The sequence below is a fragment of the Trichormus sp. NMC-1 genome, assembly GCF_001858025.1.
In the GTDB taxonomy this organism is placed as follows: Bacteria; Cyanobacteriota; Cyanobacteriia; order Cyanobacteriales; family Nostocaceae; genus Anabaena.
In genome coordinates, this window is the sequence record NZ_LZQD01000001.1 from 44,129 (window position 1) to 69,247 (window position 25,119).

Below are 25,119 nucleotides of genomic sequence, written 5' to 3' on the forward strand. Positions count from 1 at the left end.
CATTGATTTTAGCATTTACAGGACTGGGGATTGGGGAATTTTCGTCTGAACGCTATAATCCTTTTGAATAAACGTAAATGCTAGACTCAGTATGAGTAAAAGGTTACAATGACTATGAAAATTATATCCATTTAGGAGTTTATCTAGAGAAATGCCTACAAATACAAATAATTCAGAAAAGAAAGGCACATATGACATATTTCGAGAAATTGCTATAGGGCTAAAAGTCCAACCAGAATATTTGTTTATATTTGGAATCCTTTTAGTTTTTGCAACTGGATCGGTTTTAGTCGGAATAACTTCAAATAATCCAAGTGTTCAATTACTTACATTTGCAGTATTTTTCATTTCTTTGACGGCTTCAACAGTTGTTATATGGCTTGTTATAAGCAGTAAAAAGAATGTTAATGAACTTAAATTAAGTGAAGAAGTGTTGAAATTAAGTGGGAGAGTTGATCGTCTTTCAAATGAAATTGAATCCGCTTGTAAATTGATTAATCTCGTACATTATGGCACACTAAGTTTTCCTGCTGAACAGTTATATAGTATTTGGAAAAAATTGATGTACGACTTAGATAATAAGTTTTATGCTTTTAGTTATATAAATCCAGACGAATGGACGCAAGAACATACTAGAAGACTTCTATCTCCACTAAAAAGTAAAATTGATACTGAATATGCTGATGTAAATCGTATATTTGTAATTGATGATTTGAGCGAATTACAAAATTTAAGTCAGATCATTGAATATCATCAAAAGTATGGAATAGGTGTTTCATATGTTGAAATAAATAAACTGTATGAATCAACTCCTCCAATTTGTGAAAAACCCCTTAATTTTGGGTTCATACTCATTGATGATATGCGTTTAGCTATATTCCATTTGCATGAAAATCGTAAACTTAAGAGCATTGAAATTGTTTCAGATAGAGAAATATTTAAAAAATATGAAAAGATTTATGAGCGTGTTAGAAATCTAGCAAAACCTTTACCTTCTTCAACTTCAAAAATCTAGCATGATAGCTGCTCTTGTGACAATCATTAAATTAATTAAAGAAGGCTGGATAATTACAAATGACCCCTTACATTTAAAATGGAGTCAAAAAGATATGTATGTAGATTTAGGAGAAAAAAAACTTTTAGCAGCAGGAAAAGGAACTAAAAAAATTGCCGTAGAAATTAAAAGTATTGTTTTAGGTTTTCATACGCAAAATGTTAGGCAATATACGGGATATGCTGTGAGATAAGGTGCTTCAGGAACAAAAAGAAATTTTATTCAATTCTATCTAACCACTGTTTTGGATCGCGTTTCGCATGGAAGCAAGCAAATACAAAAACAGTATCTTGGTCAAAAACGTAGAGAATTACATAAGGGAATCGACGGATTAATACTCTTCTTACCTGTTTGTAGATAACTTGGTAAGCAAGGGGTTGTCTTCCAATTCCAGACAGACAAGCATCAACAGCACGAACAAATTCCGAACCTAAACCTGGATTTTGGGATTCGTACCACTCAAAAGCATTCTGGATATCATATTCTGCTTCTGGCTGAATAATCAGGTTATAGTTCATTGGGAGAAGCCTAACCGTTTCTTAACGTCTTCCCAACTAGAACCATTTGTAGGGTTTTTTTGGTAATTTTCTAACCGCCGATCTAATTCTTGTTGTTGTGCTTGACTCAAGGGAAGTTCATCTTGCTGTTCTAAGATGCTGTCCCATAAATCTTCAGCAAGTTGGATGCGTTCTGCAATGCTGAGTTCAGAAATGTCAACTTTCAAGAGGGGATGGAGACTCATGAGTAGATAGTGAGTGGTGAGCTTTTATCTATCTTATAACATTGGATGTTTTGAATGTTGTGGTTATACTGATATCAGGCAACATACGGTTATGCTGTTATGTAACTCGCTACGCTACATACTCGTTTATCGTGCTTTGAGTATTGAATGCTATAATTAAACAAATGTAATTTATTGACTATCAAAATATGGAAACAATTGCTATTCAAGTTGATGCTGAAGTTGCCAAAGCTTATCAAGAAGCAGAACCACAAAAACAGCAAAAAATCCAAACTATTGTTAACGATTTACTCAAGTTAATTATTCAAGAAAAATCCCTAGATGAAATCATTGCAGAAATGCAAGAACAAGCGAAAAATAAGGGTTTAACTCAAGAATTTTTAGATGATATTCTTGAAAATGGATGAATTACGTTTTGTTATTGATACAAACATTTTGGTTAGTGCCGTCTTGATTCAGTCATCTGTTCCAGATGTGGCATTCAAAAAAGCCAAAAGCTTAGGAATAATTTTATTTTCAGACTCGACTTTTTAAGAATTACAAGAAATTCTCAATCGCTCAAAATTCGATAAATATATTTCTGTCAGTATTCGGACTCAATTCTTAGCTAAATTAAAACTAGAAGCAGAACAAATTAAAATGGAGCAGATTATCAAAGAGTGTAGAGATCCAAAAGATGACAAATTTTTAGAGGTTGCTATTAATGGTAATGCAACTTATATAATAACAGGAGATAAAGATTTATTAGAACTGCATCCTTTTCGAGGAGTTGATATTATTACCGCAACGCAATTTTTAGAAGCTTTCTCAGATTTATAATAAAATGCGATCGCTCATTCTAACCTTGACCTAAAATATAATAAACTCAACAATAACAAAATTTTTATGTTCTACAAAATTCCACTACTACTTACACCTCAACCCGAAGGAGGTTTCACCGTAACTTCTCCACTATTACCAGAATTAATCACTGAAGGCGATTCTATGGATGAGGTTTTAGCCAATGTAAAAGATGCCTTTGAAGCAGTTCTGGAAATGTATGAAGATTTAGGTAAAGAACTTCCTCACAACCTACAATCTGTAGACCAAACCTCACCAGCTTTGATAGAAACAATTATCTCCATCAGATGAACTATAGAGAAGTTGCTAAGAAATTATCTAGGCTTGGATGTGAAGAAATCCCCAGACGTGGTGGAGGTTCACATAGGAAGTGGTTTAATCCAATTACTCAGAAATCAACTGTAATTCCTGATTGGAGTGGTCGCGATTTAAAACTAGGAACATTACGAGCAGCTATCAAACAACTAGGAATTGAATGGTCTGAGTTTGAAGAGGCATAACAAGTTATTATTTAATGGGATAAATCTTTGTTTGTAAAGTTTTCTTCACCCGATTCAGTCAGTTAGTATAATAGAAATCATAATTGTTAACCTGACATCAGTAAATAAACAAATTTTCAAAAGCTAAGTAATATGGTTAAAATAATTACACGGAATTACGTTGGCAAAGAAAATGTCTATGACATTGGGGTGGAGCGTGACCATAATTTTGCCATCAAAAATGGTTTAATCGCCTCTAATTGCTTCAATAAATCCCACTCTACTGCCTACGCTTACGTAACTTATCAAACTTCATACTTAAAAGCCAATTACCCGCTAGAATATATGGCGGCGCTGTTAACAGCTAACAGTGGTGACACCGACAAAGTGCAGAAATATCTAAACAACTGCATGAGTATGGGTATTCAGATAGATCCACCAGATATCAATCGCTCTGGTTTGGATTTTACACCAGCAGAAAAGAAGATTTTATTTGGATTTTCCGCAGTGCGTAACGTGGGACAAAATGCGATCGCAGGGATTTTAGAAGCGAGAGCAGAAGGTGGAGAATTTAAATCCCTGGGCGATTTTTGCGATCGCATAGATTTACGTGCTGTAAACCGTCGGACGTTGGAATCACTGATTCACTGTGGAGCCTTTGACAAAATTGAATCTAACCGCCAACAATTAATTAGAGATTTAGAATTAGTCTATGATTGGGCGCAATCTCGTGCTAAAGATAGAGCCAGTGGACAGGGAAATCTATTTGATTTAATGGGGGGCGGATTTGCAACTAATAATAATCAACAAAAAGCTAATAATGCTTTTGAATCTGCTCCCAAAGCCGAACCAACTCATGATTTTCCACAACAAGAAAAGTTGCGATTAGAAAAAGAACTATTAGGCTTTTATGTATCTGCTCACCCACTCAAAGACATTAAGCAATCCTCATCACTGCTTGCACCAATTAACCTAGCCCAGCTTGGGGAACAAAAAGATAATATAATGCTTTGTGCCGTTGTCATACTCAATAATGTCAAAAAAGTGGTGACTAAAAAAGGTGATCCAATGGCGATTTTACAAATAGAAGATTTAACCGCATCATCAGAAGCAATTGTCTTCCCCAAAAATTATGAACGTGTTAGCTCAGTACTGAAAGTTGAGGACAGATTAATAATTTGGGGTAAAGTAGACCGACGCGATGAACAAACTCAATTTATAGTTGAAGATGCAGAACCAGTGGAAAAAGTCCAGATGGTAATGGTTGAATTAAATCCACAGGAAGCAGGTACTATTGAAATCCAGCATCGACTGCGATCAATTTTAAAGGAACAATCAGGAGATAAAGATAAAGCCAAAGTACCAGTAATTGGCATTATTCAAGCAGGAAACAATCGTCAACTCGTGCGATTCGGAAAGCAGTTTTGGGTACAAGATTCAGCCACAACCAAGCAAGTCCTACAAAACGCTAGATTTAATGCTCACGTCAAGCAATTGACAGATAATTAACGTAAGCTGCTAGTTAGAAGAAGGAGAAGACGCGGGGACGCGGGGATTTGAGGACGCGGGGAAAGAGGAAGAACTTAGCTGAAAATCTTCCAAAAGACTTGTTTCATCTGCTTTTTTAAATTTTCAATTTTTAATTCCGAGAAAGAGGTATTAGCGACTTGGGTTAATTAGTAATTCACAATTTGTCATCAAAAATTGTCATCTCCGAGGATGTAACAGTTATGCTAGTTAAATTGAGAAAAATATCAATCAGAGTAAAATTGAGGTAAATATGAAGGTGTTAAGGACACTTTTGTTGATTAGCATTGGATTCTTACCGTCCCTGTTGTCCTTGTGGGTGATTTGCATAACCAAGAAGCGGACACGCGCACGCACAAGACAAATAGCTTTAAACTATTCACAGATGCAACCCCCCATTACACCTGTTGAGAGCGATCGCTACTATCTAGAAGGTGTAGGCTATTTAGTAGGCGATATTAGTTGCCAATTTAATGCTCGCTCTGGTTACATCCGTTGTGCTGTCAATCCTAGCGGTCCCTGTAAAGACTGTCATTACTATGAACCCAAAGAATTAGGTATTACCGCTTTCTCAGAATTAAAAATTGAAAATTAAAAATTAAAAAAGCAGATGACACAAGCTTTTGAGGAATTTCTAATGGTTAGTTGATTTATGCAGTTATGTACTCATAGTCAAAAACGAGCTTAAAACATCAAAATTTTGCATAATTACGACTAAATTAGCACAAGTTTTCTCGCTGCTAATTTATATATTCTCAATTCCAAATTGACAGGTAATGTATGAATTTGATGACAATCTACTTTTATAGCACTCGTGAGGAATATGGTTGTTTTTCTAACTTCTCACCACACGGCTTTACCCTAGATGATTTATATTGGACTACCAGCGAACATTACTTTCAAGCACAAAAATTTATTGGTACACACCATAGCGAACAAATTCGCCTCGTCAAAACACCAAAGGATGCAGCAAGAATGGGCAGACAAAGAAATCGTCCCCTGCGTTCAGATTGGGAACAAGTGAAAGACGATATCATGCGTAAAGCATTGCTATGTAAATTTTCCAGCCACTCGGATATTCGAGAAATTCTCCTTTCTACAGGCAATCAAGAACTAGTTGAAAATTCGCCCATAGACTATTATTGGGGATGTGGATCTGATGGTAGTGGTAAGAATATGCTGGGCATAATTTTAATGGAAATAAGAGAGCTACTACGCAATAGCTAATACCTACTCTAGAAACATTGCTAATTTTCAAGTAGGATCAAGTATAATAATATTATTCCTGTCAATCTTTGCCGTAGTTAATTTGTAAAATAGGTATGTAATAGGTTGTTGGGTAAATCATAAAATTTAAAGTCACAATCCCAGTATTAGGAGTATAAATACTATGTCTACATTACAAAAAGTCAAGAAATATTACAAATGGTTCTGGGATGTCACTCTTGGCGGTGACTATGATGCTTGGGGTACTAGTACCTACTTTATGGAAATTGGTGGTGATTTGTATGCCCGTAGACAAATAGAAGTTTATGAAAATGGCAACGTATTATTCTATGATAGTAGCCATTTTGCCGATAATCATGGGATGCTATGCGATAAAAAAATAGATGATGGAAATATCGAAGAATTTGAAATTTCCAAAACCGAATTTGAACAAGTATGGCAAAGCAAAACTCCCATTAATAAATGACAAAATGAGAGGGTAACAAGAAAAAGTTATCACTCATGATTAATAGGTCTAGGATAGGGTTTTGTCCTAATTTCTTTTAGCTTCATGAGTTAGAATAAAAACTATGAGGCTAACAACTGAATGCTGAGGAATGAATTACCTTTTGTATAAGTAAATGCCAGTCGCTACAGAATCTTTTCGTGTCGATGATCTCCTAGTGCAGATTTACAACTCTGAAGCAGAAATGGCGCAAGATGTTGCCAAAATCACACACCAGTATTTACAGGAACTACTTCAGCAACAGGATACAGTTGCTGTATTATTAGCTACAGGAAACTCTCAACTTAAATTTCTCGATGCTTTAACCGCCTTAGGTGGAATAGATTGGTCAAGAACGACCTTATTCCATTTAGATGAATATTTGGGAATTACAGCTGATCATGCTGCTAGTTTCCGGCGTTATTTGCGGGAGCGTGTCGAGCAGCGGGTTTTTCCTAAAGAATTTTACTACATAGAGGGTGATACATTAGAACCTATAGCAGAATGCGATCGCTACACAAAACTTCTGCAAGCTCAACCAATTGACTTATGCTGTCTTGGTGTTGGTGAAAATGGACACTTGGCTTTTAATGACCCAGCAGTAGCCAATTTTCAAGATCCAGCTAAAGTTAAACTGGTAAAACTTGATAGGGTGAACCGTCTCCAACAAGTAAATACAGGACAGTTTCCCAATTTAGAAGCCGTCCCCCAATACGCATTTACTGTTACTATTCCCATGATTTGTGCAGCTAAGAAAATCATCTGTCTAGCATCAAATACACGCAAAGCAAAAATAGTAAAAGAGATATTACATGGGTCTATTACCACAAATTGTCCGGCTTCTATTTTGCGTAAACAAGCTCAAGCCACCTTATTTTTAGATGTAAATTCTGCTAACTTGTTATACAGCAGAGAATAGGAAATAGGGTTGAAACTTTCTTGTTATATGGCTTTGTTCTTAATTTAACTTTCTATTTTGAATTTTTAGTCAAGTTATTATTGAGCTTACAAGCAGACAAGCAGGATTCCAGATAGGAACATTCTTCACATTTAAGTTCTTGTCCAGGATTAGCACAGCCACAGGGAGGATTTACAAAACATTCATCAGGATGTTTAGGAATCCAAGACCTTTTAAATATAAAGTATAAAGTTGCTTCCTGTAGACAAACCATCAAATCTTGCACCATAATCAACACACCCTACATAAATGCCTGAATTGAAGTTTGCTTTGTTAATACGCAAACAAAAGAACACTGCTGATATTGTCTCTATTCTCCCTGACCAAGAAAATCATCGCCTCATACTTAAAGCAGATATAATTTTACCCTAGAGAAATACCTTGATAGATAATCAAGCTTTTACCTAGTACACAAGGGCGTAAATCAACCAACTATTAAAAATTTCTAAAAAGCTTGTATTATCTGCTTTTTAAATATTTAATATTTAAGGTTATGAAACTTGTTTAATTAGCCGACCATCTTCCATATGAATAATGCGGTCAGCAATATCTAGAATTCGGTAATCATGAGTGACAATTAAAATAGCACAACTCTGCTCCTTAGCTAGTTCTTGCATAAGGTTAACAACATCTCTGCCTGATTTACTATCTAAAGCCGCAGTAGGTTCATCAGCTAAGACTAATTTGGGATGACTAACTAAAGCACGAGCAATAGCTACACGTTGTTTTTGTCCTCCAGAAAGATCAGATGGGTAGTAATTAACTCGATTTTCCAATTTCACAGCATGAAGCATAGCTTCTGATTGTTTACGAGCTTCCCATTCAGAAATATTTTGTTGTAGTTCCAGTGACATTTGTACATTTTGTCTAGCCGTCAAAAAATCTAGTAAATTGTGAGCCTGAAAAATATAGCCAATTTGGCGACGCACTTCCACTAACTTGTTATTGCTGGCTCCCAATAATTCCTGTCCAATAAACTTGAGACTTCCCTCTTGAACAGAACGCAAAGCTCCTATTAAACTTAATAAAGTTGTTTTACCCGAACCAGAAGGACCTGTCATAATCACAATTTCCCCAGAACTAATTGTCAAATTAATATCAAATAAAATCTGGTTACGTAATGTGATTCTACCAAAGTATTGATTAAGGTTTGAGATTTCTAAAAGAAATTTTGATTGCAACATTTTTAATCAGGTTAAAAAATTTCTGCTGGGTCTACTTTGCGGAGTTTATTCGTAGAGAAAAAGCCGGAAATTAAACACATTATAATCGCTGACATAAACACTAAAAATGCTTTGTTTATATCCATATTAATTGGTAGTTTAGTGGCATTTTTAGCAAGATCATAAAGCCCAAGAGATATAGCAAAGCCGGGAATGTAACCCAAGGCGGCTAAAATCAAAGCTTGTTGAAAAACTACAATCAAGAGATATTTATTTTTAAAACCCATGGCCTTGAGAGTGGCGAATTCCACAATGTGCGTAGATACATTACTATAAAGTATTTGATAAACAACAATGACACCAACAACAAAACCCATAGCTACCATCAAATTAAATACAAAACCAATAGGTGTTCTCAGATTCCAATATTTTTTTTCAAAATCAATAAAATCTTGGCTAGTGATAATCACCACATCTTTCGGTAACTTGGCTGATAAATTTGCCAAAACTGCTTGCGGATCTGCATCAGGTTTGAGATTAATGATGCCTATATCTATTTTTTCTGCTGAACGTCCTTCAAAGATTCGCATGAAAGTAGACGAACTAACAATCAAATTTCCATCAACACCAAAAGACGGACCAAGACTAAATAAACCACTGACTTTAACTTTATAACCAATTAAGCCCTGATAGCTAAATATTTCCAGACGCATCGGTCGCTTTTGCTGAAAATATTCAGCAATTGGACCAAACTCTGGACGAGAAGCACGGTCAAAAAACACCTGATCAGGTATTTGCAGTAATTTAAAATCTTTCTGAACTTCTGGTAATTTAAAGATTGATTTTACCGGATCAAAACCCAGCACATATATAGGATACTTGCGACCATTAAGCGGATTTTTGAGTTTGGCAAACTGCACATATAAAGGATTGACTGATTCGACACCAGGAAAAGCTAATGTCTGGTATAAACGACTGCGAGAAAAGCTTTGATTGGAAGTCAAAGATTTATATTGAGCGCTAATTACAAATAAATCGCCTTGCAGATTCTTATGTAACTGTGTAGCACTAGCATAGAGAGCATCTTGAAAGCCGATTTGCATAAACATTAAAACAGCAACAAAAGCAATCCCTGCTAAAGCCACAAAAAAGCGCACTCGTTGTTTGGCTAATTGTAGCCAAGCGAGAGGAATATTGAGAATCATGTTTAAAACCTCTGGGAGTCTAGACTATATTTGTCGAATCCTGATTACAGTGTAGGGAAATAGAAAAAACTTTAACCTTTTCCAATTTATTAAAATTTGAATTTGAAACTGTTTAACCGTAAAGTTCTGACATCGGTATTAATATTAATTACCAACAGAGTTTATACCTTAATTACTACCTGCACCTGTAAATTAGTTAATGCGGCAACTCGTTGATTATCTGTTGGTTTATCGATGCGAATTTTGACATCAACTATTTTGTTATCAGTATCAGATCCGGGATTATTATTGAAGATATTCTGTTTACCAACTTGCAAACCAATATCTGTAACTGTTCCCCCTAACTTTCCTGTAAAAGCATCACTAGTAATGATAGCCGACTGACCTAAACGCACTTTTTTAATATCAGTTTCGTAGACTTCTGCTACTACATACATCTGGTCAGTGCGACCTAATTGAGCTATACCATTACTACCAATTATTTCTCCTGGCCAAGCATTAATTTTCAGGACTTGACCATCTATGGGTGAGCGGATAGAACTTAAATCTAACTCGGCTTGAGCTTGTTTAACTGATGCTTTTGCATTCTCAACATCAGCTTGTGCTGCTTGCACATCAGTAGGACGAATTTCCGCAATACTTCTAAGTCTAGCCTCACCTTCCGTTAACTGTTTTTGAAGAGTTTCTACAGTTCGATTGAGGGAAGCTTTGGCTTCATTGAGTTGCTGTTGCACTGTATCCCTTCGCAAGCGTTTTGTATCTGCATCAGAAGCGGAAATAGCACCGTCTTGATATAATTTTTGATATCGTTGATTTTCTGTTTCTGCATTTTGCAACTCAGCTTCTAGACGAGCAATTGTTGCCTTTTGGGTAGAAATTTCTCCGCGCAATTCAGCCTCTAAGCGAGAAATTGTTGCCTTTTGAGCATAAATATCACCTTGTTTTGCCCCTGCTTCTACTTGCTTAAGACTCGCTTGGGCAACTTGTACTTGTCGTTTGGCCTTTTCTAAGGCTGCAATATTAGGAGCGTAACTATCAAGAATTGCGACAACTTGTCCTTTTCTTACTTTGTCGCCTTTATTAATCAGAAGTTTGGCAACTCTAACACCTCCTCCTTGGGAATTGGGAGCAGACAAACGAATAATTTCTCCTTGAGGTTCTAAACGTCCTAATGCTGCAACAGCAGTCACTGTAGGAGTAGAACTGCTAGAAGGAATTGGAGCATTTGATTTAGATGTGAAATCAAATCGTGAAAAGCTGTAGAGAGTTACTGCACCAGTAGCTACAGATGTAGCAATTGCCAAAGTTATCGACATCCAACCTACAGGTTTTGTCAATGACTGCTTGTCTTTGTGTACCATAATTTTGCCTTTTAAATTAGCAATTAGCACGTCGTTTAGCTCCCCCGCAGGGGTTGACATAAGTTCTTTGTCTTCATCAAAGAGACAAAGAGGTAGAAGTACACTCGATAGCATTCCCTGATAACGTCGGTTCGATTCTTTCTTTTTTTCTTTCTAAATATTGGGCAACGATAAAACTAGGAAGATGGATAAATCATAAAATTATCCATCTATCCCTGATACCAAATTAGGATAGTTCGTATTGTTTGAGATTTCCATAACAGTCTATTAGTGAAGACAATTATTGCAAAATCTAAAATCCTAACTTGGTATTAGCTTTATCTACTGTCAGTAGAGCTATTTAGTATTTTTGCATCACTAAGATGCATCCTTATTTATTGAGCATCAGTTCTTTTTTCTTTTTGACAATTGCTAAGTATTCGCTGCGAGTTCCATCCACGCGATAATGGTCACAAATTTGGCAAAGTTTGAGGATATCCAATCGGCTGAATACTTTTTGATGCTCAATACCATTGTCGTTGCGCCACCGCCAGAAAGTTGTTCTATCAATCCGGCGATTGCTTTCAGTCCATCTTCGCCGTGATAGAAAATCTACCAATTCGTCTTCATAAAATGAGTAGCCTTTTGGTAATTTGAGAAGTTCTTCTCTCAACTCATTTAGCGGGATGAGTGGATCTAGTTCAGATAGTCTCATGCCAGCAAGCCCTTATAGTTTCTTGTAAGTCCAATTTTGCAAAAAGCTCAACGCAATACGGTTAAATTACATTAAGTTGTGCTAGAGTACTGCACGGTTAAGAGTGGATAGAGTGATGAATTAATAAGGTGAATTTATATATTGACTCTACCTAACTCTTTATCTACCCACTGCCTTAAAACAACAGCATGGATTTACATTATTCAACCACAAACAATAAACTGATTACTACTCAATTTCAACCCATATGCAACAAATTATTTCAGAAAGAATCAGTGATATGTCTAGATAAATGTTGCGGGTATTTGTGCTGAAAATTATTTGTTATTTAACTTGATTTATATTTGTTACTCATATCTTTAAAATTTGCTGATTTTTTATTAAAGATGCTATTTTTTTCATACTTTAGATATATTAACTAGTTATAAAACTTACATCAATTTTCACTTTAAGCTTGGAAATAAAGAACTTTTTTCCAGCAATAAACTAGTTCATAAATGTAAAAGCTAGAAATTAAATATTAACTAAAGATAGATGCACGATTTGGTTATTTATGGCAACATTTTCCAGAATATTAGCAAAAGTTTATGAGTCAAGATTGAGAATGCTTGCCAAATTCAGAATCTCACAACTATATATTTTTTTGAATCAATAACACCTATCCTAGGTTATAAATTTGAGTAAAATTTCCATATTCACATCTTGCAACTTCTCATATCAATTCACTTAATTAAAGCTACAACTGAATCTCCTTCCGCGTCTGTCCATTTGTATCAACCTTAAAGTAAAACGGTATCAATAAGGGTGCGGTGGGCATTGCCCACCCTACGAGACTATATATTGGTTAATTCTAATTATGAAGATTTCAATAATCTTAAATAAAGAATATATTTTATCAATGCAACATTATTAAAAATCGGGCGATATTAGCTAATACTTGATAAGTATTGGATTAGGAAATATCTCCCAGAGATGGCTCTAGTAACTTTAGAGTTTGCACAACTTTATTTAGTTGCATCTAAGTTGCATATGAGTTGTAAAAGTTTTGTCACCAGTTTAATATAAACCCAAGCGGCAATTTCAGGAATGATACAGGGAAGAAGATTAAGTTTTCCGCATAAAGCTATCTCAGCTTGAGCCGCCAAGCGATGCATTTTACCAAATTTCAGCTAACAATCAATAAGTAATTATTTAGTGAGAGAAAATTGTTGTTTTTAGTGACTAAATTTTAATAGTTACGATTACAAAAGATAACAACTATCTCATATCATATCCGCCTAATCACTTATCAAAAAAAGTTCTCCGCGTCCCCGCATCTCCCTGTCTTCGCGTGATAAGTATATCTCTGACGAGACGCTACGCGAACAACCGGACATGATATCAGTCCCTCTACATTGCACGAGCAAAATAGTGAAGATATAGTCATGGCTGCTTGCCAATTTGAAGTTGCGTTCGCACAATTGCAATCGGAAATTAGCGATTGTGAAAAAGCTCTGCTCAAGCTGATTAAGGTTAAAAAAGATATGTCGGAAAACACAAATAATTTCAGTAAAATTAATGCAAAGTTGCGGCAAACTAATGTTGCAATTATTGGCATGGCTTCTATATTTCCCCAATCAAAAAATTTACAGGAATATTGGGACAAGATTATTCAAAAAGTTGATTGTATTACTGATGTTCCTCCTTCTCGTTGGAGTATAGATGATTATTACGATCCCAACCCGAAGACACCAGATAAAACTTACTGTAAACGGGGCGGATTTATTCCCGATATTGATTTTAATCCGCTGGAATTTGGCTTACCTCCCAATATCTTAGAAGTAACAGATATTTCCCAGTTATTAGGATTGGTAGTTGCAAAAGCAGCAATGGAAAATGCCGGTTATGGGGAATCTCAGCAGTTGAACCGGGATATTTACGATCGCACTGGGGTAGTCTTAGGAGTAGCCATTGGTAGACAATTAGCAATCCCTCTCAGCAGCAGGTTACAATATCCAGTTTGGGAAAAAGTCCTCAAAAACAGCGGTTTATCAGCCGAAGATACCCAAAAAATCATTGCCAAAATCCAAAGTGCATATGTGCAATGGGAAGAAAACGCCTTCCCCGGTATGTTAGCTAACGTCATTTCTGGACGTATCGCCAACCGCCTCGACTTAGGAGGGCTGAACTGCGTAGTTGATGCAGCTTGTGCCAGTTCCCTCGGTGCGTTGAAAATGGCAATTAGCGAGTTAGTTGAACATCGTGCCGATATGATGATCACAGGTGGCGTTGACACCGATAACTCCATTTTGGCTTATATGTGTTTTAGTAAAACACCCGCAGTTTCTCCTGGTGAAAACGTCAAACCCTTCGATGTCGATTCTGATGGGATGATGTTGGGAGAAGGGGTAGGGATGTTGGTACTCAAGCGTTTAGAAGATGCCCAACGAGATGGCGATCGCATCTATGCAGTTATTAAAGGCATTGGCACTTCTAGCGATGGTAGGTATAAAAGTATCTATGCACCGCGTTCGGAAGGACAAGTTAAAGCCTTACACCGTGCTTATGAAGATGCGGGATTTTCACCGTCGAGTGTGGGTTTAATGGAAGCACATGGTACGGGAACGATGGTGGGAGATCCTACAGAATTCAGTTCTATCAAAGAAGTTTTTGGGGAAAACAATCCTAAAAAACAATATATTGCTTTGGGAACTGTCAAATCCCAAATTGGACATACCAAAGCCGCAGCGGGTGCAGCAAGTCTGATTAAAACTGCTTTGGCATTACATCACAAAGTATTACCACCCACAATTAACATTACTAAACCACATCCAAAACTGAATATTGAGACTTCTCCATTTTATTTAAATACAGAAACCAGACCTTGGATTACTAACCAACCCAGACGGGCAGGGGTGAGTGCTTTTGGCTTTGGGGGAACTAATTATCACGTCGTTTTGGAAGAATACGAACCTGAACATAATCACTCCTATCGTTTACACAATACTGCCAAATCAATACTGTTATTTGCACCCACAACTCCAGAGTTATTATCTCGCTGTTTAGATATCCAACAAAAGTTGCAATCAGAAGATAAAGAACGGCATTATGCAGAATTAATTACAGAATGTGAATCTGTAAAAATTCCTGTCAATCATGGCAGAGTGGGGTTTGTCGCTGATTCTTTGACACAAGCTGGAGAATTTTTGCAGATTATTATTGACTCGCTGAAAAATAAGCCAGAAGCCGAATCTTGGGAACATCCGAAAAGAATTTACTACCGCCAAAGTGGGTTAGAAACTTCAGGTAAAGTTGTGGCTTTATTTTCTGGGCAAGGTTCCCAATATTTAGAAATGGGGAGGGAAGTTGCAGTTAACTTTCCTTACTTGCGTCAAATCTATGCTCACATGGATAACCTGTTGTGTGAAGATGGGTTACGCCCCCTATCCGAGGTAGTTTTTCCGCCACCAGTTTTTGATACAGCCCAAAAAGCGAGTCAATTAGCAGCATTGCAAATGACGGAATATGCACAGCCCGCAATTGGTGCTTTTAGTGCCGGGTTGTACAAGATATTACAACAAGCTGGGTTTAAGCCGGATTTTGTTGCCGGTCATAGTTTCGGAGAATTGACGGCTTTGTGGGCTGGGGGTGTGTTGAATGAGGAGGATTACTTGTTCTTAGTGAAAGCTAGGGGACAAGCGATGGCTGCACCAGCAGATTCTCAATTTGATGCGGGAGGGATGTTAGCGGTGCAAGGGGATGTCATTCAGGTGACAGAATTGATTAAGAATTTCCCCCAAATTGCGATCGCTAATTGCAATTCTCAGCGTCAGGTAGTATTGGCTGGGAAAAAGACCGAAATTGCCCAAGTGCAGGATTTTCTCAAGCAGAAGGGTTTTTCTACTGTTTTACTGGGAGTTTCCGCAGCTTTTCACACACCTTTGGTAGCCCATGCACAAAAACCTTTTGCTAAAGCAATTGAAAAGGTGACTTTCAACGCTCCACAAATTCCAGTTTATACCAATGTCACAGGCGGATTTTACCCTAATGAAGCCCCAGCAATTCAAAAAATCCTCAAGGAACATTTGCTAAATCAGGTATTGTTTCAGCAGGAAATTGAGAATCTTTATGAGTCTGGTGGGTATTGTTTTGTGGAATTTGGCCCAAAAAACATTCTTACTAAGTTGGTGAAAGATATTTTGAGTGGAAAACCACATCTAGCTGTGGCTTTAAATGGGAATCCTAGTAAGAATAGCAGCGACGATGATCGCACTTTACGAGAAGCAGTAATACAGTTGCGAGTAGCTGGATTACCTTTGCAAAATCTCGATCCCTACCAAATTACCACCAAAATTCCAGAAGTTGATCAAAAGAAGGTTTTGAATGTGCGGTTAAATAGCACTAATTTGAATGACAAAACCCAACAAGCATTTGCCAAATCACTGCAAAATGGGCATATAGTTAACGTCCAACCAGCCACACCACAGCATTTAGAACCAGTTAACAATGGTAAATCTGTAAATAACGGACATCATTTAGAACCAGTTAATGGGAATGGTAAATCTGTAAATAATGGACATCAATTAGAACCAGTTAACAATGGTAAATCTGTAAATAACCACAAATTGGACAGAGTGGAAATTCAACCGCAGAACTACGAACGAGTTATTGATAGTTTAGAGTATTCCTTAAAAGAGTTCAATCGCCAACAACGTGACATCATGCACGTGCATGAACAATCTTTAACAAATCAGACAGAGTACACCAAAAACTTTGTCCAGTTAATGCAACAGCAGCATACCTTATGGGAAAATAGTCAAGTAACAGCAGAGCAGATCAAAACACAACAAACTGCGATCGCTAGTTCTGAGCGTAGCATGATGCAGTTTCATGAGCATCAAGCCGACACCCTCCACATTCATCAACAATATCTCAACTATCAGCAAGAATACACACACAACTACTTTCAACTCATTCAGCAACATTATCAGGTGTTGCTTCCAGATGATACTTCTCAACCTCAGCCAGAATGCAGAGACATTACATACAACATCACTACAATATCATCACCCCCAGAAACAGAAGAGTTATATCAAAACCGGTTAAATGCTGATCATCAAGACAGCAGGGAACAGGGGGAAACAGAGTTTAGCAATTTCTCAGCAAATACGGAAATTATCACTAATCAACCGGACTTGATATTAGAGTCAAAATCCCACAATGGTAATCATGTAGAAGCAGAAGAAATCGCAACTATCACCGTAGTCCCCACAACACCTATCAGTATTGATGTTTCTAACCTCAGCCCAACTCTACTCAACATCGTTAGTGATAAAACAGGTTATCCCGCAGAGATGCTAGACCTGTCAATGGATATTGAAGCAGATTTGGGAATTGATTCGATTAAACGGGTAGAAATTCTTGGTGGTTTGCTAGAACTTTACCCCGATTTACCCAAGCCAAACCCAGAAGAATTAGGACAATTACGCACCTTGAGTCAAATTGTCGAGTATATAGAAACTCAAGTGCGAGACTTACCTAATTATCAAATAGAGGTTTCCGAAGCAACTATTTCTCACGCACAGATATTAGTTGAAATTCCTCACGAAGGGATTGAAAATGACCGCCAAATCCCCGAACCCCAACAACAGGTAACGGTAAATCAATCAACAACAACTATACCCGCAGACTTGAGTAATGTTCTCCTGAACATTGTCAGTGATAAGACAGGTTATCCAGCAGAAATGTTAGAACTGTCAATGGATATTGAAGCAGATTTGGGAATTGATTCGATCAAACGAGTAGAAATTCTCGGTAGTTTGCTAGAACTTTATCCCGATTTACCCAAACCAAACCCCGAAGAATTAGGACAATTGCGTACCTTGGGTCAAATTGTCGAGTATGTGCAGAATCAGGGAACGGGAGTATCATCTGATGTTGAAAACAATGAAACAGAGACGCAAAAAGTTGTTTTTGATCAGCAATTAGCCGAACTTGATAAAACAGAATTGGTGACGGAAGCAACGCAGAATCTAAAAGCAGCAGAATTGAATCACAGGATTCTTCGCAGTCCGGCGAAATTAAAGCAACTTCCCCAACCAGACATTTTAGATTTTACCATTCCTGAAAACCATATCGCCTTAATCACTGATGATGGTTCTTCCACCACGGAGAAATTAGCCACAGCTTTAACAGCACAAGGTTGGAAAACTGTAGTTTTAAGTTTCCCTTCTTTGGGGTCAAAATTATCTGAAAATGCTGAAAATATTGATCAGGTAGTGCTGGCTGATTGGAGTGAGGAAAGTTTACAACGTCAGTTAGAAGATATCTCTCATCAATATGGGGCTGTAGCTACATTTATTCACCTGCACCCCTTACACAATATCCATTATCTGGAAACAGAAAAAACTATTCTCCGCCATGTCTTTTTAATCGCCAAACATCTTAAAGAACCACTAAATAAAGCAGCAAATCAAGGACACAGTTCTTTCTTCACAGTGGCGCGTCTAGATGGACAATTTGGACTTGGACGTACCAATAATTTCAGCGTCATTGCTGCGGGATTATTTGGACTTACCAAAAGTTTGAATCAAGAATGGGAAACTGTATTTTGTCGTTCCTGTGATTTAAGTCCTGATTTAGATAGAGAAACATCAGTAAAACATATTCTCGCCGAACTTAAAGATCCTAATCTGTTAGTTACAGAAGTCGGATATAGCAAAACAGGAAGATTCACCTTAGTTGCAGATACTCCCAGCCAATTACCCATTACTAATGACCAATTACCCATTACCAATAACCAAGTATTTCTAGTCAGTGGTGGCGCAAAAGGAATTACCGCCCAATGTGTGATTAAATTAGCCCAAGAATCGCAATGTAAATTTATCCTCTTAGGGCGTTCGAGTACAGAATCAGAACCTGTATGGGCTGAAGGTTGCGAAAATGAAGCTGAACTAAAACAGCGGATTATGGAGGATTTTCAGGCGAAAGGGGAAAAACCAACACCTATAATGGTGCAGAAAAAATATCAGACAATTTCTTCTCAGCGGGAAATTCAAAATACCCTAAAAGCTATTGAGAAAGCCGGAGGAAAAGCTGAATATTTGAGTGTAGATGTGACTGAAGGGGTTTTACTCCAAGAAAAACTTGCGCCTGTAATTGAACGTTTAGGAGCGATAACTGGAATTATTCACGGTGCGGGTAATTTGGCTGATAAGCGAATTGAGAAAAAATCAATTCAGGATTTTGAAACCGTTTATACTGCCAAAGTTAAGGGTTTAGAAAATCTTCTGCATTGTCTACCACCCAGCCAACTGCAATATCTCATTCTATTTTCTTCCGTGGTTGGTTTTTACGGTAATGTGGGACAATCAGATTATGCAATTGCTAATGAAATCCTCAACAAATCTGCCCATCTTATCAAACTAAACCACCCCGATTGTCATGTAGTTGCTATTAACTGGGGTCCTTGGGATAGTGGCATGGTATCGCCAGAATTAAAGAAAGCTTTCGCAGAACGCGGAATTGAAACTATTCCCATAGAAGTCGGCGCACAGATGTTAGTTAATGAACTAAAAAACCACAATCATGAAACAGTGCAAGTGGTAATTGGTAGCCCCTTAATTTATGTCCCAACTACCTTAAATAGCGAATTAAAAAGCTATTGCATTCACCGCCAATTAACATTAGCAGCTAATCCATTTTTACACGATCATGTAATCGCAGGTCGTCCCGTTCTCCCCGCTACTTGTGGATTATTATGGATGGCTAATACTTGCGAACAACTTTATCCTGGTTATAAAGCTCTTTGTTTTCCCAAGTTCAAAGTTTTGAAAGGAATTGTTTTTGATGAAAATTTAGCCAAGGAATACAATCTAGAATTGCAAGAAATTGCTAAGATTGAAAACAAAGAAATAGAATTTACTGCTAAAATTAGTAGTAAGAGTCCCGATGGAAAAATCCGTTATCATTTCAGTACTAATGTCATTTTGAAACGGGAAGCTTCTACTCCCCCTAACTATGAATTCCTGAACTTACAACAGGATGAGAAATTCCTTTCTACGAATCCATTACTTTATCAACATGGGGCAAGTAGCTTATTTCACGGAACTACTTTTCAAGGCGTTAAATCTGTATTAAATGCCAGTCCCGCTAAACTCACCCTAGAATGTTATTTACCACAACCAACAGCACAACAACAGGGACAGTTTTCAGTCCAAACATTTAATCCCTATATTGCCGATGTGCAGATACATTCGCTCTGGATTTGGACACAGCAATTTCATCAATTAGGTTGTTTACCGGCAGAGATTCAATATTTTGAACAATTTGCATCTGTGCCATTTGGCGAAACGTTTTATGTCACTTGTGAGATTAAATCTCAAACTGCATTAACTGTAATTGCTGATGTCATTACTCACAATCGCCAAGGGCAAGTTTATAATCGCATGATTGGCGCTAAGGGAACTATTTTGAGTCAACCAATTTGATGATTTTTAACCGCAGATTTTTGGGTAAATGAACTACATTTTTTTGTCTCACGCAGAGGCGCAGAGGCGCAAAGAGGAATCAAGAGTTTGGTCTGCAAATGTCCTCCGCAATGCACTTGCTTCTCTGTGTCTCTGTGGTTAGTTAAAAAAATGATTTTGATGACAGACCCTAGCCTTACAGCGGTTTCCGCTCTTATAAGGTACATCATAGCCCCCTCATCGCTTGCGGGGAGGGGGTTGGGGGTGGGGTTCTTGTACCGCATGAAACTGGGAAGTGCTGTAAGGACTAAAGTCCTCACTACAAACCTTGAATTATTCACCCTGCTCTACTTAGTCTTAACTGAAACCCATTGCAACATAATGGAGAATAATAATGAAAGACTTTTACAAAAATCAATCTCAGAAAATGGCAATTGTGGGGATGGATTGCTATACTGGTGGTTGTCAGGAATTGGATGCTTTTGAACGCTGCATTTATGAAGGTAAGCAATATTTTGTTTCTGCCAATTATGCCAATGAACGATTACCTTTAATTGATCTTTGCAATTTACCAATTACCCCAGAGGAAATTAATCAACTTCCACTTCAACAACTGTTAATGCTGAAGGTGGCTGCTCGTACTCTCCAAGATGCAAAACTGCAACCAGAAACCAAAATAGCAGTGATCATGGTGAGTACATCCCAAGGTAATAAACCCAATAAATTAGCCAGTTATATTTCCCGTCTTTGGGATGCGACTAGTCCCGCTTTCGGTGAAGAAAATTCAGTTTTTTCTGCCTTACATTTGGCACAAAAGCTATTAATTAATCAACAAGTAGATGCTGTTTTAGTTGCAGCAATGGATTTTGCTAGGGAGAAAAATCACGTTACAGGTGTAAATACCCTTAGTTATGATCAAAAAGCTGATGGTATTCTAGTAGGAGAAGGTGCAGGTGCTGTGGTCTTGCAACTCCACAACACAGCCAAACAAAAACATCACCGCATATATGCAGTAATTGATGGTTTGAGTGTGGTGCAGAATTCCCTACACAACTCTGAAGCAGTCACCCAAGCTTGTGAAATGGCTTTTAATCTTGCAGATATTCAACCTCAAGATATTGGCTATTTGGAACTTTGTGCTAGTGGTATTCCTCAACAAGATGATGCGGAAATTCAAGGTTTAATTCAAGCTTATGGAACTACAAACACAAAATTAAATTGTGCAGTAGGTAGTGTCAAAGCTAATATTGGTCATACTCACGCTGCTTCAGGAATTATCAGTCTCATCAAAACAGCGCTTTGTTTATATCACCGCTATATTCCCGCCGTTCCCCAGTGGTCTAGTCCCAAACAGCCGCAGGTGTGGCGTGAAAGCCCCTTTTATGTAGCGACACAATCTAAACCTTGGTTTGTAGAACCAGGTGCGGACAAAAGAATAGCTGCTGTGAATAGTTTGGAGTTAGATGGCAGTTATGTACACTTAATTTTATCAGAAGAATCCAGTCAGATAGAACGTCACAGTCGATATTTAGAGCAAATACCATATTATCTGTTTGCTCTGGCTGCTGAAGATTGCTCTTCTCTATTAGAACAGCTAAATAGACTGCAACAAACTATTCAAGATTCCCTCTCCTTATCTCACACCGCTAGTCAGAATTTTAGGGAATTTCAAAAGCATCAAACAGCAACCTACGCTTTAGCAATTTTGGGACGCAATCAAGATGAATTAACACGAGAAATTCAGCGAGCAATTCAAGGTGTTACAGTTGCTTTCGATACTGGCAAAGACTGGCAAACCCCTATTGGAAGTTATTTTACACCCAAACCACAAGGAAAAATTGGTAAAGTCGCCTTTGTTTACTCTGGTTCATTCACCTCTTATATTGGACTATGCCGTAATTTATTTCATATGTTTCCTCAACTTTACGAGGACACAATTGTTAAGAGTGTTTACAACCGCGTTGCTAACATCGAAAAACTTCTTTATCCCCGCAGCATCAATAAATTATCAAACAGACAATTAGAAGCCTTAGAACAGCAATTAGTTGATGACCCAGTAGCAATGCTGGAATCAGAAGTTGGCTTTGCTGGACTCATAACTGCAATTCTCAAAAATTATTTCCAAATCCAAAACCAATGCGCCTTTGGTTACAGTCTCGGCGAAACCAGCATGATGTTAGCTCAAGGTGTCTGGACTAGCTTTAAAGAAACCAGTGATTACTTAAACTCATCACCTCTTTTTAAAACCCAGCTATCCGGCCCCAAAAATGCCGTTCGTCAATCCTGGGGATTACCATTAAATGATCAAAATCCAGAATTCTGGAGTAACTACATTCTCATCTGTCCAGTATCCCAGGTCAGGGAAGCTATCAAACATGAAAAACGTGTTTATATCCCTTTAATTAACACACCAGAAGAAGTTGTAATTGCTGGAGAAACACAAGCTTGTCAAAGAGTAATTCAACAACTAAATTGTGATGCTTTCCCCACTTCTATCAATCATGTAATTCATTGCGACCCCATGCGCTCTGAATACAACGAACTGCAAAAAATCAACACTTTACCCGTTCAAAACATCCCTGATTTGACTTTTTATTCCGCCGCCGAATATGAACCAATTACCATCGATAGCCAAACTATTGGCAACAACATAGCTAAATGTCTTTGTCAAGAACTTGATTTTCCTCGCTTAATTAACCGGGTTTATCAAGACAACTACAGAATATTTATTGAAGTAGGCGTTGGTGGTAACTGCTCCAGATGGATTAGTGAAACCCTCAAGCAAAAAGAACACGTTGCCGTATCTATAAATAAAAGAGGCGTAGATGACCATACCTCAATTATTAGAGCCTTAGGTAAAATCCTCAGTCATCGAGTTGAATTAGATTTATCACCTTTGTATGTTCCTTCTCCAACAGATAATCAGCCTAATATCAAAGTAGAAAATACCCCACAGCCTCAAAATCAATCTTTAAATTATCATCCCCCAAAAATTTGGAAATCAACTTCCTTCCCACTTCCCAATTTTCGCAAACATCACCAACAAAAAATGAGTGATAACAATGCACTCATAACTAAAACCCACAGTTTCTTATTAAAGTCTCGCCAAGAATCACTACAGCAAATAAATCTCTTGATTCAGCAACAAATGGAATTTTATAAGCGGATGTTTTAAAAGTATTCACAACCTCCGCAATGATTGTCATAGCACAACTCAAATATTGTGGGTTGGGCTGAAAAGTCCACCCCAATAATACCAATTAGATTTTTCAGAGGTCTACTAACGTGTTAAACACAGAAACTATCCTAGAAAAGCCCAATAATTCTCTAAAAATATCTCCTTTATTGAGCCACAATCACCAACCTTGGCAAGGAAATATAAATACTGTTTCATTTGATGCAGAAGGAATTAAATCTAAACTGAGGAATTTAGAAAAACCATGTTATATAGTCAAGAAAGAAGGACAGATTGGCGTTACCAATGAAGGACATATAGTTCCTATTAATCATGGCAACCAAGCTCAAATACAAACACTAATTACTGTCCCATCTTTATCAATTCAACAATTAGGTGATCCCAGCTTTCTTGATTTTTACGGAGTAAAATATGCCTACGCTACAGGTGCAATGGCTCAGGGAATTGCTTCCGAAGAATTAGTAATTGCGCTAGGAAAAGAAAGGATTTTAAGTTCATTTGGTGCAGGAGGTTTATCTCCTAATCGTGTCGAATCAGCCATTAACCGCATTCAACAAGCTTTGCAGCAAAAACCTTACGCTTTTAACTTACTCCATAGTCCTAGTGAACCAGCCATTGAACGCCGTAGTGTTGATTTATATCTGCAATATCAAGTCAGAATAATTGAAGCTTCTGCATTTTTAGATTTGACTGATAACATCGTTTACTATCGAGCCGCAGGACTAAGTTTAAATTCAGCTAATGAAATCGAAATCAAAAATAAAGTCATCGCCAAAGTTTCACGTCGAGAAGTTGCAACTAAATTTCTTCAACCTGCTCCCGTAAAAATTCTGAAACAATTAGTTCAACAAGGTCTTATTAGTGAATTACAAGCCACTCTTGCCGAGAAAATTCCTATGGCTGATGATATTACCGTAGAAGCAGATTCTGGAGGTCATACAGATAATCGTCCGCTCATTTGTTTATTACCTTCTATTTTGGAATTGCGAGATGAAATTCAAACTAAATATTGTTATCAACAACCAGTAAGAATTGGTGTAGCAGGCGGAATTTCTACCCCGCAATCAGCATTAGCTGCCTTTATGATGGGTGCAGCTTATGTAGTCACCGGCTCTATTAATCAATCTTGTATTGAAGCTGGAACTTCTCAATATACCAAAGAATTACTAGCTCAATCAGAAATGGCTGATGTAATGATGGCTCCCGCAGCAGATATGTTTGAAATGGGAGTAAAATTGCAAGTTCTCAAACGTGGAACACTCTTTCCTCTCCGCGCTCAAAAATTATTAGAATTATACAAAAACTATAACTCAATTGAAGAGATTCCCCTAGCCGAACTGGAAAAATTAGAAAAGCAAATTCTGAAAAAAACAGTACAAGAAGTTTGGCAAGAAACTGTGACTTATTTATCGCAACGTAACCCAGAAAAATTAAACAAAGCACTGAGTAATTCCAAGCTAAAAATGGCTTTAATTTTCCGTTGGTATCTGGGATTATCTTCCCGCTGGTCTAATACTGGTGAAAAAGGTCGAGAAATTGATTATCAAATTTGGTGTGGTCCCGCAATGGGTAGCTTTAATAATTGGGTGAAAGGTTCTTATTTGTCTGAATCCAAAAATAGAAAAGTGGTGGATATTGCTGACCATATTATGACAGGAGCAGCATTTCTCTACCGCATCCAAAGTTTAAAAATTCAAGGATTAAAAATTCCAGATAAATACAGTCAATATCGTCCATAAGGT

Annotated in this window: 20 protein-coding genes; 14 read left to right on the plus strand and 6 right to left on the minus strand. The window is 37.4% G+C overall.

The genetic code is table 11. The annotated features are described in order from the left end of the window. Positions 1 to 151 precede the first annotated feature (151 nt). A complete protein-coding gene (locus tag A9Y75_RS00250; RefSeq protein WP_071187128.1) occupies positions 152 to 1,015 on the plus strand; it encodes a hypothetical protein in 864 nt (287 codons plus the stop codon). A gap of 1 nt (position 1,016) precedes the next feature. Further along, positions 1,017 to 1,247, plus strand: a complete 231-nt coding sequence (locus tag A9Y75_RS00255; protein ID WP_071187130.1) for an element excision factor XisH family protein — start codon at positions 1,017 to 1,019, stop codon at positions 1,245 to 1,247. A 25-nt stretch (positions 1,248 to 1,272) separates the two neighbouring features. On the opposite strand, the gene A9Y75_RS00260 is transcribed toward A9Y75_RS00255, so the two are convergent. Together A9Y75_RS00260 and A9Y75_RS00265 are read right to left on the minus strand one after the other, a co-directional pair. Further along, positions 1,273 to 1,572 (minus strand): type II toxin-antitoxin system RelE/ParE family toxin, encoded by a 300-nt coding sequence (locus tag A9Y75_RS00260; RefSeq protein ID WP_071187132.1) that lies wholly within the window; start codon positions 1,570 to 1,572, stop codon positions 1,273 to 1,275. Continuing rightward, the gene (locus tag A9Y75_RS00265; protein WP_071187134.1) at positions 1,569 to 1,796 is read right to left on the minus strand and encodes an addiction module protein; all 228 of its coding nucleotides are present in this window, start codon (positions 1,794 to 1,796) and stop codon (positions 1,569 to 1,571) included. The genes A9Y75_RS00260 and A9Y75_RS00265 overlap by 4 nt, the downstream gene beginning before the upstream one ends. 188 nt (positions 1,797 to 1,984) lie before the next feature. Here A9Y75_RS00265 and A9Y75_RS00270 point away from each other — a divergent pair, with 188 nt between their 5' ends. From A9Y75_RS00270 to A9Y75_RS00310, 9 genes are all read left to right on the plus strand, one after another. Beyond that, positions 1,985 to 2,203: a hypothetical protein gene (locus A9Y75_RS00270; protein ID WP_071187136.1), complete on the plus strand. Its 219-nt coding sequence runs from the start codon at positions 1,985 to 1,987 to the stop codon at positions 2,201 to 2,203. Positions 2,204 to 2,342: 139 nt separating this feature from the next. Continuing rightward, positions 2,343 to 2,615 carry a putative toxin-antitoxin system toxin component, PIN family gene (locus tag A9Y75_RS29190; RefSeq protein ID WP_269086269.1) on the plus strand — a complete coding sequence of 91 codons (273 nt, stop codon included), beginning with the start codon at positions 2,343 to 2,345 and terminating at the stop codon, positions 2,613 to 2,615. Between the two features lie 66 nt (positions 2,616 to 2,681). Further along, complete coding sequence (locus tag A9Y75_RS00280; RefSeq protein ID WP_071187138.1) at positions 2,682 to 2,927, plus strand: type II toxin-antitoxin system HicB family antitoxin; 246 nt, start codon at positions 2,682 to 2,684, stop codon at positions 2,925 to 2,927. After that, a complete protein-coding gene (locus A9Y75_RS00285) occupies positions 2,924 to 3,136 on the plus strand; it encodes a type II toxin-antitoxin system HicA family toxin (RefSeq protein ID WP_071187140.1) in 213 nt (70 codons plus the stop codon). The genes A9Y75_RS00280 and A9Y75_RS00285 overlap by 4 nt, the downstream gene beginning before the upstream one ends. Before the next feature lie 132 nt (positions 3,137 to 3,268). Then, positions 3,269 to 4,624, plus strand: coding sequence for an OB-fold nucleic acid binding domain-containing protein (locus A9Y75_RS00290; protein WP_071187142.1), 1,356 nt, complete (start codon positions 3,269 to 3,271; stop codon positions 4,622 to 4,624). A 277-nt stretch (positions 4,625 to 4,901) separates the two neighbouring features. Beyond that, on the plus strand, positions 4,902 to 5,237 hold the full coding sequence (locus A9Y75_RS00295; protein ID WP_071188767.1) for a DUF6464 family protein: 336 nt from the start codon (positions 4,902 to 4,904) through the stop codon (positions 5,235 to 5,237). Between the two features lie 194 nt (positions 5,238 to 5,431). Further along, the gene (locus A9Y75_RS00300) at positions 5,432 to 5,869 is read left to right on the plus strand and encodes an NADAR family protein (protein ID WP_071188768.1); all 438 of its coding nucleotides are present in this window, start codon (positions 5,432 to 5,434) and stop codon (positions 5,867 to 5,869) included. A 163-nt stretch (positions 5,870 to 6,032) separates the two neighbouring features. Further along, positions 6,033 to 6,335 (plus strand): hypothetical protein, encoded by a 303-nt coding sequence (locus A9Y75_RS00305; RefSeq protein WP_071187144.1) that lies wholly within the window; start codon positions 6,033 to 6,035, stop codon positions 6,333 to 6,335. Between the two features lie 154 nt (positions 6,336 to 6,489). Next, a complete protein-coding gene (locus A9Y75_RS00310) occupies positions 6,490 to 7,272 on the plus strand; it encodes a glucosamine-6-phosphate deaminase (RefSeq protein ID WP_071187146.1) in 783 nt (260 codons plus the stop codon). 530 nt (positions 7,273 to 7,802) lie between these two features. Here A9Y75_RS00310 and A9Y75_RS00320 read toward each other — a convergent pair. From A9Y75_RS00320 to A9Y75_RS00335, 4 genes are all read right to left on the minus strand, one after another. Continuing rightward, complete coding sequence (locus A9Y75_RS00320) at positions 7,803 to 8,495, minus strand: DevA family ABC transporter ATP-binding protein (protein WP_071187151.1); 693 nt, start codon at positions 8,493 to 8,495, stop codon at positions 7,803 to 7,805. 11 nt (positions 8,496 to 8,506) lie between these two features. Beyond that, the gene (gene devC / locus A9Y75_RS00325; RefSeq protein ID WP_071187153.1) at positions 8,507 to 9,679 is read right to left on the minus strand and encodes an ABC transporter permease DevC; all 1,173 of its coding nucleotides are present in this window, start codon (positions 9,677 to 9,679) and stop codon (positions 8,507 to 8,509) included. A 161-nt stretch (positions 9,680 to 9,840) separates the two neighbouring features. Further along, entirely contained in the window at positions 9,841 to 11,040 is a 1,200-nt protein-coding gene (locus A9Y75_RS00330) for an ABC exporter membrane fusion protein (protein WP_071188769.1), read from the minus strand. 370 nt (positions 11,041 to 11,410) lie between these two features. Further along, complete coding sequence (locus A9Y75_RS00335) at positions 11,411 to 11,734, minus strand: hypothetical protein (protein ID WP_071187154.1); 324 nt, start codon at positions 11,732 to 11,734, stop codon at positions 11,411 to 11,413. A 1,424-nt stretch (positions 11,735 to 13,158) separates the two neighbouring features. Between A9Y75_RS00335 and A9Y75_RS00340 the strand changes: the two genes are divergently transcribed. The 3 genes from A9Y75_RS00340 to A9Y75_RS00355 all read left to right on the plus strand — a co-directional run bounded on the left by A9Y75_RS00340 (position 13,159) and on the right by A9Y75_RS00355 (position 25,116). Continuing rightward, the gene (locus A9Y75_RS00340) at positions 13,159 to 20,202 is read left to right on the plus strand and encodes a type I polyketide synthase (protein ID WP_071187157.1); all 7,044 of its coding nucleotides are present in this window, start codon (positions 13,159 to 13,161) and stop codon (positions 20,200 to 20,202) included. Positions 20,203 to 20,575: 373 nt separating this feature from the next. Further along, positions 20,576 to 23,356 carry a type I polyketide synthase gene (locus A9Y75_RS00350; protein ID WP_071187161.1) on the plus strand — a complete coding sequence of 927 codons (2,781 nt, stop codon included), beginning with the start codon at positions 20,576 to 20,578 and terminating at the stop codon, positions 23,354 to 23,356. Between the two features lie 110 nt (positions 23,357 to 23,466). Next, positions 23,467 to 25,116: a PfaD family polyunsaturated fatty acid/polyketide biosynthesis protein gene (locus A9Y75_RS00355; protein ID WP_071187163.1), complete on the plus strand. Its 1,650-nt coding sequence runs from the start codon at positions 23,467 to 23,469 to the stop codon at positions 25,114 to 25,116. Positions 25,117 to 25,119 lie beyond the last annotated feature (3 nt).

Coding starts and splice junctions, on each gene's coding strand:
- A9Y75_RS00330 (WP_071188769.1), bottom strand. CDS start 11,040: ATGGTACACAAAGACAAGCAGTCATTGACAAAACCTGTAGGTTGGATG.
- devC (WP_071187153.1), bottom strand. CDS start 9,679: ATGATTCTCAATATTCCTCTCGCTTGGCTACAATTAGCCAAACAACGA.
- A9Y75_RS00265 (WP_071187134.1), bottom strand. CDS start 1,796: ATGAGTCTCCATCCCCTCTTGAAAGTTGACATTTCTGAACTCAGCATT.
- A9Y75_RS00320 (WP_071187151.1), bottom strand. CDS start 8,495: ATGTTGCAATCAAAATTTCTTTTAGAAATCTCAAACCTTAATCAATAC.
- A9Y75_RS00285 (WP_071187140.1), top strand. CDS start 2,924: ATGAACTATAGAGAAGTTGCTAAGAAATTATCTAGGCTTGGATGTGAA.
- A9Y75_RS00310 (WP_071187146.1), top strand. CDS start 6,490: ATGCCAGTCGCTACAGAATCTTTTCGTGTCGATGATCTCCTAGTGCAG.
- A9Y75_RS00340 (WP_071187157.1), top strand. CDS start 13,159: ATGGCTGCTTGCCAATTTGAAGTTGCGTTCGCACAATTGCAATCGGAA.
- A9Y75_RS00260 (WP_071187132.1), bottom strand. CDS start 1,572: ATGAACTATAACCTGATTATTCAGCCAGAAGCAGAATATGATATCCAG.
- A9Y75_RS00300 (WP_071188768.1), top strand. CDS start 5,432: ATGACAATCTACTTTTATAGCACTCGTGAGGAATATGGTTGTTTTTCT.
- A9Y75_RS00255 (WP_071187130.1), top strand. CDS start 1,017: ATGATAGCTGCTCTTGTGACAATCATTAAATTAATTAAAGAAGGCTGG.
- A9Y75_RS00335 (WP_071187154.1), bottom strand. CDS start 11,734: ATGAGACTATCTGAACTAGATCCACTCATCCCGCTAAATGAGTTGAGA.
- A9Y75_RS00250 (WP_071187128.1), top strand. CDS start 152: ATGCCTACAAATACAAATAATTCAGAAAAGAAAGGCACATATGACATA.
- A9Y75_RS00290 (WP_071187142.1), top strand. CDS start 3,269: ATGGTTAAAATAATTACACGGAATTACGTTGGCAAAGAAAATGTCTAT.
- A9Y75_RS00280 (WP_071187138.1), top strand. CDS start 2,682: ATGTTCTACAAAATTCCACTACTACTTACACCTCAACCCGAAGGAGGT.
- A9Y75_RS00270 (WP_071187136.1), top strand. CDS start 1,985: ATGGAAACAATTGCTATTCAAGTTGATGCTGAAGTTGCCAAAGCTTAT.
- A9Y75_RS00350 (WP_071187161.1), top strand. CDS start 20,576: ATGAAAGACTTTTACAAAAATCAATCTCAGAAAATGGCAATTGTGGGG.
- A9Y75_RS00305 (WP_071187144.1), top strand. CDS start 6,033: ATGTCTACATTACAAAAAGTCAAGAAATATTACAAATGGTTCTGGGAT.